Annotated in this window: 15 protein-coding genes; 8 read left to right on the forward strand and 7 right to left on the reverse strand. The window is 69.9% G+C overall.

Going from position 1 to position 17,986, the window contains the following annotated elements; translation table 11 throughout:
* Positions 1 to 82: 82 nt before the first annotated feature.
* The gene (locus ABZ470_RS38285) at positions 83 to 709 is read left to right on the forward strand and encodes a DUF1707 and DUF4870 domain-containing protein (protein ID WP_362917732.1); all 627 of its coding nucleotides are present in this window, start codon (positions 83 to 85) and stop codon (positions 707 to 709) included.
* A 10-nt stretch (positions 710 to 719) separates the two neighbouring features.
* On the opposite strand, the gene ABZ470_RS38290 is transcribed toward ABZ470_RS38285, so the two are convergent.
* The 3 genes from ABZ470_RS38290 to ABZ470_RS38300 all read right to left on the reverse strand — a co-directional run bounded on the left by ABZ470_RS38290 (position 720) and on the right by ABZ470_RS38300 (position 4,156).
* Entirely contained in the window at positions 720 to 1,478 is a 759-nt protein-coding gene (locus ABZ470_RS38290) for a septal ring lytic transglycosylase RlpA family protein (RefSeq protein WP_362917734.1), read from the reverse strand.
* Between the two features lie 624 nt (positions 1,479 to 2,102).
* Positions 2,103 to 3,629 (reverse strand): ATP-dependent DNA ligase, encoded by a 1,527-nt coding sequence (locus ABZ470_RS38295; RefSeq protein WP_362917736.1) that lies wholly within the window; start codon positions 3,627 to 3,629, stop codon positions 2,103 to 2,105.
* A gap of 152 nt (positions 3,630 to 3,781) precedes the next feature.
* Complete coding sequence (locus ABZ470_RS38300) at positions 3,782 to 4,156, reverse strand: FKBP-type peptidyl-prolyl cis-trans isomerase (RefSeq protein WP_352015924.1); 375 nt, start codon at positions 4,154 to 4,156, stop codon at positions 3,782 to 3,784.
* Between the two features lie 345 nt (positions 4,157 to 4,501).
* Between ABZ470_RS38300 and ABZ470_RS38305 the strand changes: the two genes are divergently transcribed.
* Complete coding sequence (locus ABZ470_RS38305; RefSeq protein ID WP_352015923.1) at positions 4,502 to 5,497, forward strand: LacI family DNA-binding transcriptional regulator; 996 nt, start codon at positions 4,502 to 4,504, stop codon at positions 5,495 to 5,497.
* Positions 5,498 to 5,502: 5 nt separating this feature from the next.
* On the opposite strand, the gene ABZ470_RS38310 is transcribed toward ABZ470_RS38305, so the two are convergent.
* Positions 5,503 to 6,081 carry a general stress protein gene (locus tag ABZ470_RS38310; protein WP_352015922.1) on the reverse strand — a complete coding sequence of 193 codons (579 nt, stop codon included), beginning with the start codon at positions 6,079 to 6,081 and terminating at the stop codon, positions 5,503 to 5,505.
* Between the two features lie 252 nt (positions 6,082 to 6,333).
* On the opposite strand from ABZ470_RS38310, the gene ABZ470_RS38315 reads away from it, so the two are divergent.
* Positions 6,334 to 6,477, forward strand: coding sequence for a hypothetical protein (locus ABZ470_RS38315; protein ID WP_362917738.1), 144 nt, complete (start codon positions 6,334 to 6,336; stop codon positions 6,475 to 6,477).
* A 58-nt stretch (positions 6,478 to 6,535) separates the two neighbouring features.
* Here ABZ470_RS38315 and ABZ470_RS38320 read toward each other — a convergent pair whose 3' ends face one another.
* The gene (locus ABZ470_RS38320) at positions 6,536 to 7,975 is read right to left on the reverse strand and encodes a GuaB1 family IMP dehydrogenase-related protein (RefSeq protein ID WP_352015920.1); all 1,440 of its coding nucleotides are present in this window, start codon (positions 7,973 to 7,975) and stop codon (positions 6,536 to 6,538) included.
* Between the two features lie 161 nt (positions 7,976 to 8,136).
* Here ABZ470_RS38320 and ABZ470_RS38325 point away from each other — a divergent pair, with 161 nt between their 5' ends.
* On the forward strand, positions 8,137 to 8,613 hold the full coding sequence (locus ABZ470_RS38325) for an effector binding domain-containing protein (protein WP_362917740.1): 477 nt from the start codon (positions 8,137 to 8,139) through the stop codon (positions 8,611 to 8,613).
* Here the strand turns inward: ABZ470_RS38325 and ABZ470_RS38330 are convergent.
* Entirely contained in the window at positions 8,610 to 9,776 is a 1,167-nt protein-coding gene (locus ABZ470_RS38330; RefSeq protein WP_362917742.1) for a CaiB/BaiF CoA-transferase family protein, read from the reverse strand. The two genes, ABZ470_RS38325 and ABZ470_RS38330, sit on opposite strands and share 4 nt — an antisense overlap.
* A 150-nt stretch (positions 9,777 to 9,926) precedes the next feature.
* On the opposite strand from ABZ470_RS38330, the gene ABZ470_RS38335 reads away from it, so the two are divergent.
* The 3 genes from ABZ470_RS38335 to ABZ470_RS38345 all read left to right on the forward strand — a co-directional run bounded on the left by ABZ470_RS38335 (position 9,927) and on the right by ABZ470_RS38345 (position 14,359).
* A complete protein-coding gene (locus ABZ470_RS38335) occupies positions 9,927 to 11,567 on the forward strand; it encodes a protein kinase (protein WP_362917744.1) in 1,641 nt (546 codons plus the stop codon).
* Between the two features lie 161 nt (positions 11,568 to 11,728).
* Positions 11,729 to 13,087 (forward strand): FAD-binding oxidoreductase, encoded by a 1,359-nt coding sequence (locus ABZ470_RS38340; protein WP_352015943.1) that lies wholly within the window; start codon positions 11,729 to 11,731, stop codon positions 13,085 to 13,087.
* 12 nt (positions 13,088 to 13,099) lie between these two features.
* Positions 13,100 to 14,359: a cyclopropane-fatty-acyl-phospholipid synthase family protein gene (locus tag ABZ470_RS38345; RefSeq protein WP_352015916.1), complete on the forward strand. Its 1,260-nt coding sequence runs from the start codon at positions 13,100 to 13,102 to the stop codon at positions 14,357 to 14,359.
* A 131-nt stretch (positions 14,360 to 14,490) separates the two neighbouring features.
* On the opposite strand, the gene ABZ470_RS38350 is transcribed toward ABZ470_RS38345, so the two are convergent.
* Positions 14,491 to 16,023 carry a long-chain fatty acid--CoA ligase gene (locus ABZ470_RS38350; protein ID WP_352015915.1) on the reverse strand — a complete coding sequence of 511 codons (1,533 nt, stop codon included), beginning with the start codon at positions 16,021 to 16,023 and terminating at the stop codon, positions 14,491 to 14,493.
* 177 nt (positions 16,024 to 16,200) lie between these two features.
* Between ABZ470_RS38350 and ABZ470_RS38355 the strand changes: the two genes are divergently transcribed.
* Positions 16,201 to 17,772, forward strand: a complete 1,572-nt coding sequence (locus ABZ470_RS38355; RefSeq protein ID WP_352015914.1) for a GMC family oxidoreductase N-terminal domain-containing protein — start codon at positions 16,201 to 16,203, stop codon at positions 17,770 to 17,772.
* Positions 17,773 to 17,986: the final 214 nt, after the last annotated feature.

The raw sequence follows: 17,986 nt of genomic DNA on the forward strand, positions 1-17,986 counted from the left end.
CCAAGGGTTCACCCGGATGGACCAGCCAAAAGTTGTCACTGAATATTGGATCGACGGCTGAAACGAAAGGTATGTCGGTTCTATGACAGGCACAGTGACACCGGCGGCGGGCCCATGGCACGGCGGCGCACCCCTTTCCAGCCCCGGATTCGAGCACGCCGGGCTCCGGGTGAGCAACCGGGACCGGGAACAGGTGGTCGAGCACCTCAAGGCCGCCTACGCCGAGGGACGTCTTGACAAGATCGAGTTCGACGACAGGCTGGGGCGGGCGATGACGGCCCGCGTCCACGCCGACCTCATGCCGATCATGCACGAGCTGTACGGCTCACGCCCGCCCATGCCCGCGCCGTATCCGTTCACGCAGGCGGCGCCGGTCCACCACCGGGCAGGGGAACTCACGGGAGGAGACCGGCTGGGGGCGGCGGCCGCGCACCTGCTCCCGTTGACCGGCCTGCTCGCGATCGGCCCGTTGATCATGATGCTGACCGCGGGCAAGACCTCGCCCTATGTCCGCAGGCACGCGGTCGAGGCGCTCAACTTCCAGCTCACCCTGCTCGGCGTGACCGTGCTGCTGGCCATCACGGTCGTGGGCACGGTCCTGCTGCCGGTGGTCTGGCTCGGGGGCATGGTGCTCTCGGTGATCGGAGGCATGGCGGCGCTGGGTGAGGGCGGTTTCCACTATCCGTTCACGATGCGGCCGGTGAGGTAGACGGCCGGGCTCACCTGGCCAGCACCTCGTATCTGACGCGCATGACTCCGGCGTTGACGCTGCCGATCGCGGAGAAGGCGGCCCTTGACAGGTCGAGGCAGCGCCCGCCGATGTAGGGACCCCGGTCGTTGATCCTGACCGTGACCGACTCGCCGTTGGCGGGGTTGGTGACCCGGACCCTGCTGCCCATGGGGAGGGTTTTGTGCGCGGCGGTCATCGCGTTCGGGTTGAACCGCTCACCGCTGGCGGTCATCTGTCCCTCCGCGTAGTAGGACGCGCCACAGGACCCGCTTGAGATCACACGAGTCCTGGGTTTCGCGGCCTTCTTGGTTCTTCTCGGGGCGCTGTCGGTCACCCGGGCGGCGGTGGGGGAGGGGGAAGGTGACGTGCTCGTCCCCTCGGCGGGGGAGCCGGGGGAGGGCGAGCCCTGAGGGGCGGTCGCTGTGTCGGAGGGGGGTACGGCGGGGCCCGAGGGGGACGCGTCAGGGGCGGCCGGGGAGGCACCGGGGGCGCCGGGGGAGGGGGCGGTGCCGGCGGGGGCGGTTCCAGGGGGTCGGGGGGTGTCCTGGGGCTGAGGGGCGCTCTGCCGGACACCGGTGAGGGCGACGGTCGTCGCCAGGCGGGCGTCGTCTCCGCTGGAGACCGCCCATGCGGTCGCGGAGATCACGGCGACCACGGTGACGCCCGCCGCCAGGGCGGCGATCCGCCGTCTGTTGTGAGGAGGGCTCTTCGGGGGAGTGGGGGAGGGGGTGTGTGAGTGCAGGCCCAAGGGAAACCACGGTCCAAGGTAGGGAGCAGGGCAGGGGACCGTACGGGGGCGGAGGGGGCGGGGGAGCGCACCGGCCGGTCCCGTCGGCGGGGTGCAGGGGGTGCTTCCCGCCGTGACGTGGGCCGACCATATGCGACAAAGAGGAAGTAAAGCCACGTTAATGGGACATAAAGTGATTTATGTCACTTTCTATGCTAAATGATAATGAAAGTGCTGATGATCGCCGTTTCTGGGCGTGCGGGGGTGGAATCGGGGCGGAATCGTGATCCACGACGGTCTCCGGGCCCGGTGATCTATCGAATGACCTTCCCAGGCTGGGAAAAGATAAATGATCACCGCGTCGTCCCTGGTGGGAGCCCATGTCAGGCGGTACGAGAAGTGGGGGCAGGGAAACCACAGGAAACGCGGTCGTTCCATCGGCCTCTTGCGCAACAAAGGTTTTCCGGTGTCCCGGAAATCCCACCACGCCTGAATGAGCGGCCCGGATCCGGTGCCCCGGGAAATCCCGTCACGTCCCAACGGGGCCCGGATCCGATGACTCACGGGCCGGAAACGGCACACGGCGACGACCGTGAACGCAACGACGGAAAGCCGCCGAAGACCGGAACGCGCCGGGACGTCGTCTCAGAACATGAGGGTGCGCACGGTCTCCACCGTGTCGGCCTGGGCGGCGCCCTTGTCCGGGCGGTAACGCAGGACCCGGGCGAAGCGCAGCGCCATCCCCCCGGGATAGCGGCTGGACCGCTGGACGCCGTCGAAGGCGATCTCGACGACCAGTTCGGGACGGACCGGAACCACCCAGCCGTCCGCCGGGCCGTCGGCGAGTGAGAGGAGGCGCTCGGTCTGCCAGGCGAGCAGCTCGTCGGTCAGCCCCTTGAAGGTCTTGCCGAGCATGACGAACCCGCCCGTCACGGGGTCACGGGCCCCCAGGTGCAGGTTGGACAGCCGCCCCTCACGCCGGCCGTGCCCCCACTCGGCGGCCAGGACGACCAGGTCGAGGGTGTGCCGGGGCTTCACCTTGACCCAGCCCGCCCCACGTCTGCCCGCCGCGTACGGCGCCAGCAGAGACTTGACCACCACCCCCTCGTGGCCTCCCCTGACCACGTCCCGGTAGAACTCCTCGGCGCCTTCGGCGTCCTCGGTGACCAGCCGGGGGGTCACCAGCTCCGGGGGGAGGGCCCCGGCCAGGGCCGCGTGCCTGATCTGGCCGGGCTGGTCGAGCAGGTCGGCGCCGTCGACCCGCAGCGCGTCGAAGAAGAACACGCTCAGCGGGGTCCTGCCGCGCACCGCGGCGACGTCGGTGCGGCTGGAGACGCGGCCCGAGGTGATCTGGAAGGGCTCGGGACGGCCGTCGGGGCGCAGCGCGATGACCTCGCCGTCCAGCACCAGGTCCTGGGAGGGCAGAGCGCCGACCGCCTCGGCCACCTCGGGAACCTGGGCGGTGATGTCGTCGAGCGTCCGGGTGAAGACGGACACCGTGTCGCCGGAACGGTGGGCCTGGATCCGTACGCCGTCCAGCTTCCACTCGACGGCGGCGGGGGTGCCGACCCTGCCGAGGGCGGCGGCCACGGAGGTGGCGCTCTGCGCCAGCATCGGTGCGACCGGGCGGCCGACCTCCAGGCGGAAGGCGCGCAGCGCCTCGACCCCACCGCCGAGGGCGGCGGCCCCGACGGCGGGCAGCCAGCCGCGCAGCGTCAGCGCCCGCCTGACCTCCGTGGCCGGGACCTCGGCCGCCTTGGCGATCGCCTCGACCATCACCCCGTCGAGCGCGCCCTGCCGCAGCTCACCGCGGAGCAGCCGGGACAGGAACGCCTGCTCCTGGCGGGTGGCGGCGCCGAACAGCTCGGTGACCAGGGCCCTGCGCGCGGACTGGGAGCCGGGGCCCGCCTGGGCCTTGATGCGGTCGAGGAGGCCGTCCACCTGCCGCAGGGTCGCGGTCGCCGCCAGGCGCGGGTCGGGCGGATCCTGCAGGCTCGCCCAGCCGACGCCGACGTTGCGCTGGGGCAGCTCTCCCGAGAGGTAGGCGATGGCGATCTCCGCCTCGCCGGGACCGGTCCTGCCGAGAAACTCCGCCAGATGACGGATCTTCGCGAGCCTGGCGGGGTCGGCGGACACCGCCGCGGAGGTGCGGACAAGGTCGATCAGCAGCACGGGTTCAGCCTATGAGCCACCGGTGACATTTCACCGACGCGGGTCCGGCCTTTTCGGCGCGCCGAGGCCTCCCCGCACGCGACCGGAGCCCGGGCCGGCATGGGAACGGGCCGCCCCGGAAGGGGACGGCCCGTTCACGGGTTCGTGTGGGGTCAGCTGACGCCGAGCAGGTCCACGACGAAGATGAGCGTCTCGCCCGGCTTGATGCGGGCGCCCGCGCCGCGGTTGCCGTAGCCGAGGTGCGGCGGGATGGTGAGACGGCGGCGGCCGCCGACCTTCATGCCCGCGACGCCCTGGTCCCAGCCGGCGATGACCCGGCCGCCACCGAGCGGGAACTGGAAGGCTTCGCCACGGTTCCAGGAGGCGTCGAACTCCTCGCCGGTGGAGAAGGCGACGCCGACATAGTGCACGCTGACCTGGTGGCCCGACTTGGCCTCAGGACCGTCTCCTTCGATGAGATCGACGATCTGCAGTTCCGCGGGCGGCGCGCCCTCCGGGAAGTCGATCTCAGGCTTCTCCAGTGCCACGTTGGTCTCCTTGGTTGGGTGCGCGTCGGTTGATGCACGCCGGCCGCTTTCCGGTCGGCCGAACGACTCTACGGGGTCCGGCCGACATATGAGATGCGGGGGGACGGACACCTCGCGATCATCGCCGTGACCTCGGCGGGAGGTGCCGCGACGGCCAACGGTGTGCCGTGCGCGCCGCGATCGGCGTGGGGGCGGGCGCTCCGGGCCGTCCGTTCAGGCGGCTGACGCATAATGCCGGATAATGCCGAGCAGGCCGGGAGACCGGCGCGGACCCGCGCGACCTCGCGCGCCCGACTCGCCACCCGAGGGCATTACGCCGTGGTGTCGACAAGCGGGGGAAAACAGATGAGAAGACCCACCCTGGAGGCGGTCGCCGCCCGTGCCGGGGTGTCCCGTTCGACCGTCTCCCGCGTGGTCAACGGCCAGCCGACCGTCACCCCCGACATCCGCGACGTGGTGATGCGGGCGGTCGACGAACTGGGTTACGTCCCCAACGGCGCGGCCAGGAACCTCGTGACCCAGCGGACCAACTCCGTCGCGCTGGTCGTCTCCGAGCACCCGGACCGGGCCTTCTCCGACGACCCGATGTTCTCCACCGTCATCCGGGCGGCGAGCCTGGAACTGGAGACCGCGGGCAAGCAGGTCGTGCTGCTGCCCGCCGGATCGCCGGAGAGCCACGCGAGGGTGGAGAAGTACGTGGCGGGCGGCCACGTCGACGGGGTCATGCTCGTGTCCGGCCGGGGAGCGGACCCGCTGCCCGGCGCGCTCACCCGGCTGCGCGTCCCGGTCGTCTCGTACGGCAGGCCCGCCGCGCCGGTCGCCGTGCCGTACGTGGACGGTGACAACGTGGGCGGCGCGAAACAGGCGGTCGGGCACCTGCTGGAACGGGGCAGACGGCGGATCGCGACCATCGCCGGGCCGCTGGACATGACCGCGGGGCAGGACCGGCTCACCGGCTACCGCGAGACGCTGCGTGACTCCGACCGTCGTTCGATCATCGCGGTCGGCGACTTCACCAGGGAGTCGGGCGCGGTCGCCATGCGCCAGCTGTTGGCCGACGACCCGCTCCTGGACGCGGTGTTCGCCGCCAACGACCTGATGGCCATCGGCGCGATGCGGGCCCTGCGCGAGGCGGGCAGAGGTGTTCCCGACGACGTCGCGGTGGTCGGCTACGACGACGTGGAGGCGGCGCGTTACACCGACCCACCGCTGACGAGTGTCCACAGCCCGCACGCCGAGCAGGCGGCCGCCATGGTCCGGCTGCTGCTCGGCCTGATCCAGGGGGACCCGGCCGAGCCGCTGGTCATGCCGACAAGGCTCGTCGTGAGGTCGTCCTCGTAACGGGCTCAGGTCCGCTGCCGGGAGGAGGGGCCCTCCTGGCGGGGCAGGCCGGGCTCGTACGGCCCGGCCGACGGAGCGGGCTCGACGACCACCGTGTCCGCAGGCCGCGGGCCGCCGTCGAGGACGGCGCGGGCGTGGTCGAGGTGGGAGGCGGCGACCAGCACGTCGTAGCGGCCCGCCACGATCGCGCTGCGTGAGGCGAAGTCCCTCCTGCCGCCGGTGAAGAAGTGGTTGACGAAGCCGAAGGCCGCCCCCGTCACCGTGCCCCAGAGCGCCGCCCAGAGCACCAGGACCACGAACGACATCGTCGTCGAGGTGAAGACACCGAGGAACATCCCCACGACGGCGCCGAAGACCGCGCCGCCGCCGGCCCCGGTGAGGGCGGCCTTGCCGTTCGTCATCCTGCCGGTGACGGTCTCCTCAAGACGGAGGTCGCTGCCGAAGATCGTCACGTACTCGACGGGGAACCCGGCGTCGGAGAGCCCGTCCACGGCTCGCTGGGCCGCTGGATAGTTGTCGTAGCCGACGAGAACCCTGCGGTCGACGACGACGGGGGTGTCCGGGGTGGTCGATAACCGTGCCATGTCCGTTCGCCTTCCCTTGTGTGGTCGGGGATTCGGGCCGTCGGCTACCCCGTGAGGAGGGGGACATGCGTTCGACCTGGTCATGGCTTGTCAGCCCCTGGTAGTCTGCGAGAAAGCTTCCAAGTGAAAACTTTTCCCACGAAAGTGGACATCGAGGGACAAATCCCCTGATCCACTGTTAAGGTTCTTACGAGTGGCGCAGACGGCGGGTGGGCAGGGATCGTCGGCGCCAGGTCCGCGAAGGAACCCGAAATGATCGCATTCATCATGATGATCGAAGCAGTGCTGGCCCTGGCGGGGCTGATGGCGCTGTGCAGGCTCACCCGTTATCCGGCCAGGCGGATGCAGCTGGAGGACCGGGCGGAGCGCGTGTTGCAGCCGCGTTACCGCAGGTGACGTTCTTTCGCGCCGGGGCGAGGGCGCTCCGGCGCGAAAGCGGCTCGTGGCGGCCGGGTCACCAGCTCTGGTGCAGGGGCATGCCCTCGGTGTAGCCCGACGAACTCTGGACCCCGATCACCGCGCGCTCGTGGAACTCCTCCAAGGTCGAGGCGCCCGCGTAGGTGCACGAAGACCGCAACCCCGCCACGATGGCGTCGATCTGGTCCTCGACGCTGGGTCTGGCCGGATCGAGATACATCCGCGAAGTGGAGATCCCCTCCTCGAAGAGCGCCTTGCGGGCCCGCTCGAACGGGGAGTCCTCCGCGGTTCGCAGTTTCACGGCGCGGGCGGAGGCCATGCCGAAGTTCTCCTTGTACCTGCGTCCCTCGGCGTCGGTCCTCGCGTCGCCGGGAGACTCGTAGGTGCCGGCGAACCAGGAGCCGATCATCACGTTCGCCGCCCCCGCGGCCAGGGCCAGGGCGACGTCCCTGGGATGCCGGACACCGCCGTCGGCCCAGACGTGCCGGCCGAGACGGCGGGCCTCGGCGGCGCATTCGAGCACGGCGGAGAACTGCGGGCGCCCGACCCCGGTCATCATCCGGGTCGTGCACATGGCCCCCGGCCCGACCCCGACCTTGAGGATGTCCGCCCCGGCCTCGACCAGGTCGCGCACCCCCTCCGCGGTGACGACGTTGCCCGCTGCGACCGGCACGCCGGGACCGAGCGAGCGGACCGCCCGCAGGGCGCCGATCATCTTCTCCTGGTGCCCGTGGGCGGTGTCCACGACCAGGCAGTCGATCCCGGCTTCGAGCAGCTCCTTGGCCTTGGCCGCGACGTCCCCGTTGACGCCGACCGCCGCGGCGACGCGCAGCCTGCCCGCGGCGTCGGTCGCCGGCCGGTACAGCGTGGCCCGCAGCGAGCCGGTCCTGGTCAGGATGCCGACCAGGCGGCCCTCCTCGTCCACGATCGGGGCGAGTCTGTGCCGTCCGTCGTGGAGACGGTCGAAGGCCTCGCGCGGGTCGAGACCGGCGGGCAGGGTGAGCAGGTGATCCGACATCACCTGGGACAGCTGGGTGTACATGTCCACGCCCGCGCAGTCTCCCTCGGTGACCACGCCGACGGGGCGGTTGTCCCAGTTGACGATGATGATCGCGCCGTGCGCCCGCTTGGGCAGCAGGCTCAGGGCCTTGCCGACGGTGTCGTGCGGGGTGAGGGTGAGCGGGGTGTCGTGCACCAGATCGCGCTTCTTGACCCAGTCGACCACGTCGGCGACGACCTCGCTGGGGATGTCCTGGGGGATCACCGCGATCCCGCCGCGCCGGGCGACGGTCTCGGCCATCCTGCGTCCCGCGACGGCCGTCATGTTGGCCACCACGACCGGAATCGTCGTTCCCGTGCCGTCGTGGGTCGAGAGGTCGACGGCCAGCCGGGAGCCGACGGAGGAGCGTGACGGCACCATGAACACATCGCTGTAGGTCAGCTCATGAGCAGGCACCATCTCGTTGAGAAATTTCACGTTCTTCCATCCTGTTCCGGTGAATGATCCGGTAAATACTCCGATGAATGGTTACGAATAGGCCTTCCCGCTTTTGAAGATCTCAAAGAGGAGCCGGCACTCTGGGAGGGCACTAAGATCCGGTTTGAGCGGAGTTCACTGGATGGCCGTAAGGAGGCGCTGTGATCGTTGTCGATCGGTCCGAAATGCTTGTCGTCGGCCATGCCGTACGGACCTCCAACGCGGAGGAACTGGAGCAGGGGCGGGGACGGCTTGGCGCGTTGTGGGCGCGGGCGAGTGTTCCCGGGGCCTTCGCGCACGTGCCGGGACGGATCGACGAGAACCTCTACGCCGTGCTGACCGACTACGAGAGCGACCATCACGGCGCCTACACGCAGGTCGTCGGGGTGGCCGTGCGCAGCGCCGCCGCGCTGCCCGAGGGCATGGTCGCGGTACGGGTGCCCGGCGTCCAGGCGCTGAAGGTCGAGGCGCGCGGCCCCATGCCGGGGGCGCTCCTTGAGGCCTGGCAGCAGGTGTGGAAGCACACCGAGTCCGGCGGCTCGCCCGCCCGCGCCTTCACCACCGACCTGGAGATCCACCACGCCGAGGGCGCCGACCTCTACGTCGCGGTCTTCCCCTCGATACGCCCCGCGGGTTAGGCGAGCACCCCGGCCTCGCGAAGCCTGGCCTGCTCGGCCGGGGGCAGGCCCCAGGACGACAGGTCGGTGAGCCGGGTCGCGGGCGAGAGATCCTGCTCGGGGACACCGAGCAGGCGTGGCGCGGGAGCGGGCTGGAGGACGCCCCCGGCCTCGACGAAGGTGCCGCGGGCCCTGTTGTGCGGATGCCGGGCCGCCTCGGCCGTGTCGAGCACCGGGAACACACACGCGTCGGAGCCCTCGAACACCTCCTGCCACTGCGCGCGCGTCCTGGACAGGAACGCCTCGGTCAGCCTGCGCCGCAGCTCGGGCCAGTTCGCCCGGTCGTTCCGGTCGGGCAGGCCGGTCAGGCCCATCAGGGAGACAAGCTCCGCCCAGAACCGCGGTTCGAGCGCGCCGACCGCGACGAACCCGCCGTCGGCGGTCTCGTAGGTGTCGTACATGGGGGCTCCGGTGTCGAGCAGATTGGTGCCGCGCGGACCCCACGAGCCGTCCTGGACCCGGTCGTAGAACATCGCGAACAGCGCCGCGGCCCCGTCGACCATGGCGGCGTCGACCACCCGTCCCCGTCCTGTGCGCTCGCGTTCGAGCAGCGCGAGCAGTACGCCGTAGGCGAGCATGAGGCCTCCGCCCGCGAAGTCGCCGAGCAGGTTGACCGGCGGCAGGGGGCGTTCCCCCTCGCGGCCGAGCGCCGAGAGCACGCCGGAGGCCGCGAGATAGTCGATGTCGTGCCCGGCGGTCCGCGCCAGCGGCCCCTCCTGGCCCCAGCCGGTCATCCGCCCGTAGACGAGGCGCGGGTTGACCGCGTGCAGGTCGGCGGGGCCGATGCCGAGCCGCTCGGCGACCCCCGGCCGGTAGACCTCGATGACCACGTCCGCCTCCCGGGCCAGGCGCCTGAAGGCCGCCACGCCCTCGGGGGACTTCAGGTCGAGACCGATCGTCCGCTTGCCCCGGTCCATGACCTGGCGCCGGGGGGTGTCCGCCTCGGCGGTGACCACGGCGACGCGTTCGATCCGCAGCACCCGCGCGCCGTGGTCGGCCAGCATCATCCCCGCGAACGGCCCGGGAGCCAGCCCGGCCAGCTCCAGCACACGCACTCCGGTCAGCGGCCCGGTCCTGGTGACGTGCTCCACCGGGGCGTCCTCCTCATGTTCGGTCCGTCGCAACCGGTGGTCCCTTGGTAAGGTCCCAGAGTCTCCTTCCGGCAAGTAGAACAACGTTCGGCTTTCGCTGGCAAGACATCTCTCGGTGGCCCGCGCGGTGTCCGAGTGATATGGGAAACTTGCGCCCTATCTGGATGGGACAGGGGTCGTGCGATGACATATCCGCACAGTGAACGGGTGGTCGCTGGGCGTTATCGGCTGCTGAGAGAGCTCGGCCGCGGGGGCATGGGGGTGGTGTGGGAGGGGCACGACACCCTCCTGGACCGCCCGGTCGCGGTCAAGGAGGTTCTCCTGCCGCCCAATCTCGCCCCCGCGGAGCACCAACGCCAGCTCGCCCGCACCTCTCGCGAGGCCAGGACCGCCGCCAGGCTCAACCACCGCAACATCGTGGCGGTCTACGACGTCGCCGAGCAGGACGGGCGTCCCTGGATCGTCATGGAACTCGTCAGGGCGCGGGGGCTCGACGAGGCGGGCATCCTGCCGGTCCGGCAGGTCGCCGAGGTCGGTCGTCAGGTGCTGTCCGCCCTCAGGGCGGCGCACGAGGCGGGCATCCTGCACCGTGACGTCAAACCGAGCAACATCCTGCTGGACGCCGAGGGCCGGGCCGTGCTCACCGACTTCGGGATCGCCACCGTCGAGGGTGACACCTCCCTCACCCAGACCGGCATGGTGACCGGCTCGCCGAGCTTCCTGCCCCCGGAACGCGCCGCGAACGGCGACGTCGGGCCCTGGTCGGACCTGTGGGCGCTGGGCGCCACCCTGTACGCCGCGCTGATCGGCCACGGCCCCTTCGAACGCCGTGACGCCATCGCCACCCTCGGCGCGCTCCTCACCGAGGAACCCGACTTCGACCGGGTGCCCCGGGCGATGCGCGAGGTGCTGACCGGGCTGCTCCAGCGTGATCCGGCGCGCAGGCTGGGCGCCGAGCAGGCCGACCTGCTGCTGACCGAGGCGATCAACGACCCCTCGGGGACCATGCCGCGCCGCGCCGTGCGAGCCGAGCACACGACCTCGGCGACCACCGAGATCCCTGAAGCACCCGAGCCCCCCGCGAGGCGGCGGCGCAGGCGGCAGGTCGGCGTGGGCGGCGGCAAGACCGCGCTGATCACCGCCGCGGTGGTTCTCGTCGCCGGAGGCAGCGCCGTGGCGGTGGCGATGGCGAACGCGAACACCGTCACGGTCTCACCGGTGAAGGCGCAGTTCCCTGAGCCGGCGGGCTCCGGCGACCCCTCGCCGGTCGCCGAGGTGAGCGCCGAGACGACCTCGCCGTCCGCGACTCCCGTCCCGACCCCCGTCAAGACCAGGACCGCCGCCCCGGCCTCCCGGTTGCGCACCTGGCGGGCCAGGTCCCCGGAGAACTGGTCCATCGGCTACCCGGCGGGCTGGAAGGGGGACTACGCCCCGGAGACCGGCTACACCCAGTGGCTGCGCTCGGACGGCCGGGCCCACATGGCGGTCGAGGTGCTTCCCGGGCAACTGGGAAGCCTGGAGACGCTCCAGCGGACCGTCAAGGAGAACACGGCGCAGTGGAGCGACATCGGCACCGACCGTACGGCGCGCATCCCCCTGAAGTACGGCGCGGGCCTGCAGTGGGAGTTCACCTGGACGGCCAGGGACGTCGGCGGTGTGCCGTGGGCGACCCCCGGGACCACCTACCACGAGATCAGCCGGTTCATCGGCGTCGGTGACACGGTCATGGTGGTGAGCTGGACCACCGTGGCCTCCGAGTGGAAGGCGGGAACCGGCCTGATGAACCAGGTCATGGACAGCTTCCACCCGCGCGGAGGCGAGTGACGGCGGAGCGGGCCGGTGGCCGGAGAGACGCCGGGGACGGGACCCCCGTAGAGTTTCCACGCGTTTAACGTGTCCCGCATGGCTCCCGGGACATCAGAGATATAACGTGCTAGAGGCGATCTTTACTGTGGGAGCCCTGGGGGTGAGGACCTGTGGAACAGATGACACAGATGTCGGCACATCGGCGTGCCGTTGAGCAGATCAGGGACTCCTACGCCGCGATTCCCGGCGGCTCCGCGCCACGGCTGGCGAAGGCGACCACGAACCTGTTCCGCTTCAGGGAGGGCTCGCAGGGGGCGCGCCTGTCCGCACGTGACCTCGACCGGGTCATCGAGGTCGATCCGGTGGCGATGACCGCCGAGGTGCAGGGCATGACCACCTACGAGAACCTGGTGGACGCCACCCTCCCGCACGGGCTCATGCCGTACGTCGTGCCGCAGCTCAAGACGATCACGCTGGGCGGGGCGGTGACGGGGCTGGGCATCGAGTCGACCAGCTTCCGCGACGGGCTCCCGCACGAGTCGGTCGAGGAGCTGGAGATCCTCACCGGTGACGGCCGTGTCGTCGTCGCGCGTGCCGACAACGAGCACAGCGACCTGTTCCACGCCTTCCCCAACTCCTACGGCACGCTGGGCTACGCGCTGCGGATCCGGATCAAGCTCAAGCGTGTGCAGCCCTACGTCCGGCTGACCCACATCCCCTTCACCGACGCCGACAAGTGCATGATCGCCATGAAGGAGATCTGCGAGCGCGGCGAGCACGACGGCGAGCCGGTCGACTTCGTGGACGGCACGTTCTTCGGCCCCGGCGAGCTCTACATCACCGTCGGGCGCTTCGCGGAGAAGGCGCCTTATCTGTCCGACTACACGGGCATGCGTATCTACTACCGGTCGATCCAGACCAGGACCCGTGACTGGCTGACCGTCCGCGACTACATCTGGCGCTGGGACACCGACTGGTTCTGGTGCTCGCGGGCCTTCGGCGTGCAGGAGCCGCTGGTGCGCTCGCTGATGCCGCGCAAGTGGATGCGCTCGGACGTCTACCGCAGGCTCGTGGGCCTCGACCGCAAGTACGGCGTGATCGCCAGGATCGACCGCTGGCGTGGCCGTCCGCTGCAGGAGTCGGTCATCCAGGACATCGAGGTGCCCGTCGAGCGCGGAGCCGAGTTCCTTGAGTTCTTCCACGACAAGGTCGGCATGGAGCCGGTGTGGATGTGCCCCCTGAAGGCGACCGGGCAGTGGCCGCTCTACCCCCTTGAGCCGGGGCGACTGTATGTCAACTTCGGCTTCTGGGGTACGGTGCCGTTGCCCAGAGGGCAGTTCGACGGCTACTACAACCGTCTCATCGAACGCAGGGTGCACGAGCTGGAGGGGCACAAGTCGCTGTACTCGACGTCGTTCTACGGGGAGGACGAGTTCTGGCAGTTCTATAACGGAACGGCCTACTGGCCAGTAAAGCGGGCATACGACGCGGGTGGCCGGTTGCTCGACCTCTACGACAAGTGTGTGCGGGGGCGTTAGGAGGTTGAATCTGTGAAGCTCGCAGAGATCTTCGAGATGGTCGTCGGCTCGGAGGCGGGGATTCGTTTCAGAGCGTACGACGGCAGCAAGGCGGGTCCGGACAGCGCCGACATCGGTGTCGAGGTCAAGTCTCCGATCGCTGTGGCCTATCTAGCCCAGGCTCCGGGTGAGCTGGGTCTGGCCAGGGCGTATGTCTCGGGGCACCTCGACGTCGACGGGGACATGTACTCCCTGCTGGCGCGCATGTGGTCACTCACCATCAACGACATCACCACGGCGCAGAAGCTCGCCGCGATCCGCGCGCTCGGCGTCAAACCCCTGATGATGCGGGTGCCGCCTCCCCCCCAGGAGGTACGGCGCAGCATGCTCGCGAAGATGGGCAGCCGGCACGCCAAGCAGCGTGACGCCGAGGCGATCCACCACCACTACGACGTCTCCAACAAGTTCTACTCCTGGGTGCTCGGCCCCTCCATGGCCTACACCTGCGCGGTCTACCCGACCGAGGAGTCCTCACTTGAGGAGGCGCAGTACGCCAAGTTCGACCTGGTGGCCAAGAAGCTCGGCCTGAAGCCGGGCATGCGGCTGCTGGACGTGGGCTGCGGCTGGGGCGGCATGGTCATGCACGCCGCCCGTGAGTACGGCGTGAAGGCGCTGGGGGTCACCCTCTCGCGTCAGCAGGCCGAATGGGCGCAGAAGGCCATCGCCGAGGCGGGGCTCAGCGAGCTGGCCGAGGTCCGTCACATGGACTACCGGGACGTCCAGGAGAGCGGCTTCGACGCCGTGAGCTCGATCGGTCTGACCGAGCACATCGGCAAGGACCAGCTGCCGTTCTACTTCAAGTTCCTGTACGGCAAGCTGGTGCCCGGCGGGCGCATCCTCAACCACTGCATCACCAGGCCCACCGGCGTGGAGAAGACCATCAACGCGGGCGGCTTCATCAACCGCTACGTCTTCCCCGACGGTGAGCTTGAGTCGGTCGGCCACCTCATTCGCCAGATGGAGGACCTCGGCTTCGAGATCCGCCACGAGGAGAACCTGCGTGAGCACTACGCGCAGACCCTGCGCCACTGGTGCGCCAACCTCGACGACCACTGGGACGAGGCGGTCGAGGAGGTCGGACAGGGGACGGCCAGGGTGTGGCGGCTCTACATGGCCGGGTGCGTGGTCGGCTTCGAGCGCAACAAGGTCCAGCTCCACCAGGTCCTGGGCGTGAAACTCGACGACAAGGGCGTGGCCGGTGTGCCGCTGCGTCCGGCTCTCGACTGGCCCTGATCTCAACCGGTCTCTTCGCGGGGGCCTCGTACCGGACTCATCACCAGGGGCCACGGCCCGCATCCACCGGGGTGCGGGCCGCGGCCTTCCGGGTTCGGAACGGCCCTGGAGGCGATGGAGGGCCGGGCCCCCTACCTCAGCTCACGCTTGAGGATCTTGCCGGTCGCGGTCATCGGGAGGGTCTCACGGAACTCGACGAAACGGGGATACTTGTAGGCCGCCATGTTCTCCCTGGCCCAGGCGGCCAGCTCGTCCTCGGTGAGCGTCGCCCCCTGGGTGCGGATGACATAGGCCTTGACCTCCTCGCCGTGCGAGTCGTGGGGGACTCCGACCACCGCGGCGAGGGAGACGCCGGGGTGGGTCATCAGCACCTCCTCGACCTCACGCGGGTAGACGTTGAAGCCACCCCGGATGATCATGTCCTTGGCCCGGTCGATGATCGTGTAGTAGCCGTCGGCGTCACGCACGGCGATGTCGCCGGTGCGGAACCAGCCGTCGTTCATGACCTCCGCGGTGGCCTCGGGGCGGTTGTAGTAGCCCTTCATCACGTTGTGGCCGCGGACGGCGATCTCCCCGGGACCCTCGCCCTCGACCGTCTTCCAGTCTCCGTCGATCAGCCTCATCTCCACGCCCCAGACCGGCGTGCCGATCGTGCCGGGCTTGGTCGGCCTGCCGAGCTGGTTGAAGCTGGCCACCGGGGAGGTCTCCGACAGGCCGTAGCCCTCCAGGATGCCGATCCCGAAGGTGGCCTCGAAGTCCCTGAGCACCTCACCGGGCAGGGAGGCGCCGCCGGAGACCGCGACCCTCAGCGAGGAGGGGACCGCGTCACCGTCGTGAACCCTGGTCAGCATGGCCCAGTACATCGTCGGCACGCCCGCGAACAGCGTGACGTTCTCCGCGCGCATCAGTTCGAGCGCCGGACCCGGCTCGAAACGCGGCATGAGCACGATGGTCGCCCGGCGCCGGAACCCCAGGTTCAGCACCGTGGTCTGGCCGAAGGAGTGGAACAGCGGCAGCGCGGCCAGGAAGGCGTCACCGCCCTCGGAGCGCGGGAACATCTCGTCCGAGACCATGGCGTTGAGCAGCATGTTCTGGTGGCTCAGCTCCGCGCCCTTCGGCTGCCCCGTGGTGCCGCTGGTGTAGAGGATCACCGCGGTGTCGTCCGGTGCGGTCTGCACGGTCTGGAACTGCCCGGGAACGCCGTCAAGCGCCGCCCACAGGGTCTCGCCGTGCTCGGACTCGGTGGCGAAGGCGGTGGCGGGCAGGACGATGAAGTGCTCGGTCGGCTCGGACTCCTCGAAGCCCGCCCTGCCCCGCTCGCCCAGCGGCAGTTCGGGCGTGCCCTCGAAGCAGAAGAAGGCCTTGGCCTCGGCGTCCCGCAGGTGATAGGCGATCTCCCTGGGCTGCAGGAGCACGTTGAGCGGCACGACCGTGGCGCCCGTCTTGAGGATGCCGTAGTACACGAAGGGGAAGTAGGGCAGATTCGGACAGGCCAGCGCGACCCGGTCCCCTCTGCCGACGCCTCTGGAGACCAGCAGGTTGGCGACCTGGTTGGCGATGGTGTCGACCAGCGAGTACGGCAGCCGCAGGTCGCCGAAGACGATCGCGGTGCGGTCGGGCTGCTGGCGGGCACTGTCCTCCAGGACGATCGACAGATTGAGCATGGGCGTCCTCCTCCAGGGCGGGATCTGTCCCGTGCCATCTTTTCAGGGCGGAGATACCTACCGGTAGGTAACAATGGTTACGAATTGACGCGTAAAGCACCTCAGGGTAAGCAGATGTGAGCCCGCTTACCGAGGGTAGGCGGGCCGTCCGTTCGTGCGACGAAGGGGCAGTGCGCAGTGGAGTACGACTATGTGATCGTGGGGGCGGGGTCGGCGGGGTGTGTGCTGGCGAACCGGCTGTCCGCCGACCCGGCGACGACGGTGGTGCTGATCGAGGCGGGCGGACCGGCCGACAAGCTGGAGGTCAGGATGCCCGCCGGGTTCGCCCGGCTCTTCAAGACCGGTTGCGACTGGAACTTCACCACCGTCGAGCAGCCAGGCCTGTCGGGCAGGCGGCTCTACTGGCCGCGCGGCCGGATGCTCGGCGGCTCCTCCTCGATGAACGCCCAGATGTGGGTGCGCGGGCACCGGGCGGACTACGACGGATGGGACGTGCCCGGCTGGTCCTACGAGGAGGTCCTGCCGTACTTCCGCCGGGCCGAGGGCCGGGTGGGCTCCAACCGCGGCGACGTGTACGGCACCGCGGGCCCGGTCCGCATCTCTGAGCTGCGCAGCCCCAATCCGCTGACCCCGGTGTTCCTGAAGGCCTGCGAGGAGGCCGGGCTCACCCGCCTCGACGAGCTGAACGGCCCCTCGAACGAGGGCTGCTCCCCGACCCCCGTCACCCAGGACAGGGGCCGCCGTTGCAGCTCCGCCGACGCCTACCTGAGGCCGGCCGTAAGGAGGCCCAACCTCACCGTGCTGACCTCCCGCCAGGTGCGCAGGGTGCTGATCGAGGAGGGGCGTGCGACGGGCGTCGAGTGCGCCCCCGCGAACGACGGAGGCGGCAGGGACGGCGGCACGGTCGTGCGGGCACGCAGGGAGGTCGTCCTGTCGGCGGGGGCGATCGGCTCGCCGCACCTGCTGATGCTGTCGGGCGTCGGAGCCGCCGACGACCTGCTCGCCCAGGGCATCGAGCCGCTCGCCGACCTTCCCCAGGTCGGCGCCAACCTCCAGGACCACCTCGCCTCCGGGGTCATCCTGCACTGCCCGGAACCGGTCACGCTCGCCAAGGCCGAGTCGGTCGGCAACCTGCTGCGCTTCCTGGTCGGCAGGAACGGCATGCTCACCTCGAACGTCGGCGAGGCGGTGGCCTTCATCAAGACCTCGCCGGACGAACCGGCCCCCGACATCGAGCTGATCTTCGCCCCCGTGCCCTTCATCGACCACGGGCTCACCCGGCCGCCCGCGCACGGCCTGACCATCGCCTCCATCCTCCTGCGGCCGGAGAGCAGGGGGCGGATCTTCCTCCAGGGGCGTGACGTGGCCATCGACCCCGCCTATCTCACCGCGGAGGCCGACCTCAGGAGACAGGTCGCCGGACTGAGAAAGGCCAAGGAACTGTTCGCGACCTCGGCGCTCCTGCCGTTCGCGGGGGCCCCCATGGACCCGTACCGGGGGGCCGACAGCGAGGAGGAGCTCATCGGCTGGATCCGTGAACGCAGCGAGACCCTCTACCACCCGGTCGGGACCTGCCGCATGGGCGAGGACGCGGACGCGGTGGTCGACCCGAGCCTGCGGGTTCGCGGGATCGAGGGGCTGCGCGTGGCCGACGCGTCGGTCATGCCGGTGATCAACCGGGGCCACACCCACGCCCCCACCGTCATGATCGCGGAAAAGGCCGCCGAACTGATCGCCGGAGGTTCGTGACCCCCGGAGGTCCTTTTCGATTCACGGGGGATTCTGCGGGGAATCCCGGCCCACACCATGGGGCAGGTGTTAGGTTCCGCCATGGGATCGAGTCGTGACTCCCGGTGTGCGCGCGTGTGTTCTCCGTGATCGAAGCATCCGGCCTTCACGATCCGTACGGTCCCGTTCAGCACTCTTCGAACGGAAAGTCACATGACAGGATCGGCAAATGGGG

Origin of the sequence: Streptosporangium sp. NPDC020072 (assembly GCF_040631445.1) — a bacterium.
Classification (GTDB): Bacteria; Actinomycetota; Actinomycetes; order Streptosporangiales; family Streptosporangiaceae; genus Streptosporangium.